The organism is Pantoea sp. GCM10028869, from assembly GCF_042666835.1.
Taxonomy (GTDB): Bacteria; Pseudomonadota; Gammaproteobacteria; order Enterobacterales; family Enterobacteriaceae; genus Pantoea; species Pantoea leporis.
The window spans coordinates 1-1,285 of the sequence record NZ_JBHTGO010000020.1 but is presented as its reverse complement, the minus strand read 5'-3'; the positions used below and the strand labels follow the sequence as shown (position 1 = coordinate 1,285).

The window sequence follows — 1,285 nt, the reverse complement described above, 5'->3', positions numbered from 1 at the left end:
TGTACAGTCCGGGGACATGGTAGACAGGTGTTCGGGGACATGGTGAACACTTTTTAACATCCTTTACCCATGGTGATCGACTTTTTCTTCAGGTCGATCACCCCCACTTTTGTGCTGTACCACCATACCTCGTAGCACCCGTCTTCCTGCATCTCCTTCAGGCCAACGTGCTCTCCCCTGAACGCCTTGCCTGCCTTCAGACTCAGGCCTTTTATAGTCAGCTTCCCACTGATATCTACCTTCCTGACCATCACGCCCTCGTCGTATTCCGCTGACGTTACGCTGGCGCTGTACTGCCGAGCCGATGGCTGATAGCGCGACGCCGGCACCGCCATATCCAGCGCCTCATGCGGGCGTTCAAGGTTATAAACCGTCCGCCAGTGATCGAAGGCGCGCTGCAGCTCACCGTCGTCCGCGAACCACTTCCCCTGCAGCACTTCAGCCTTCAGGCTGCGGTGAAAGCGCTCCAGCTTGCCCTGCGTCTGCGGATGATAAGGCCGGGAGTGCCCCACCCGGATACCCTGTCGCATAAGCCACAGCTCGACGGCCGTCCAGGTCCCGGTAGTGTCGCCCCATGGTGAACCGTTATCCATCGTCATCCGGTCCGGCAGGCCGTAACGTTCAAAGACTCTGACCAGCTGCTTCTGCACCGTCTCACGCCGCTCATCAGCGCAGTGTACGAGGCAAAGCGAGAAGCGGGAGTGATCGTCAAGGAGGGTAAGCGGGTGGCAGCGGCCGCCGCCAAAGGGAAAATGCCCCTTGAAATCCATCTGCCAGAGCTGGTTCGGGGCCGCATGTTCAAACCGGCCCGTGGCCGGGACACCCGGAGCTGAGCCCGGCAGCAGGTCGTGGCGGGCCATCAGGCTGTGGACGGTGCTGAAGGCGGGCATGCGGTGTCCGCGGTCTTCGAGCCAGCGCTTTATCTTGCGCGCGCCCCAGTGCTGATGAAGTTCATGCGCCATACGAAGCAGGTCAGTGATGTCGTCAGACGAGCGGTTGGGAGAGTGATGGGGTATGCAGGGGCGGTCCTCAAGACCGGATTCTCCCTCTTCAGCCCAGCGGCGAAGCCACTTGTAGGCAGTGGCGGAAGAAATGCCGTAGTGACGGCAGAGTGCGCGGATGTTCGCCCCGTCTTGCGAGGCTAACAGAACAAACTCTTTACGTAATGACATGGTATCTCTCGCATCCCAGGACATAAGCGACTCCATAAACGGGTTCTTATGCCTTAGTTGTAAGTGTCTACCATGTCCCCGAACAAGTGTTCACCATGTCCCCGGACTGTACA

Annotated in this window: 1 protein-coding gene; it reads right to left on the bottom strand. The window is 59.1% G+C overall.

From position 1 onward, the window contains the following. Positions 1-53 precede the first annotated feature (53 nt). On the bottom strand, positions 54-1,208 hold the full coding sequence (locus ACFQW4_RS23610; protein ID WP_377728047.1) for an IS481 family transposase: 1,155 nt from the start codon (positions 1,206-1,208) through the stop codon (positions 54-56). Positions 1,209-1,285: the final 77 nt, after the last annotated feature.

Bases quoted from the DNA above. Each gene is read 5' to 3' on its own strand.
- ACFQW4_RS23610 (WP_377728047.1), bottom strand. From the start codon at position 1,208: ATGGAGTCGCTTATGTCCTGGGATGCGAGAGATACCATGTCATTACGT.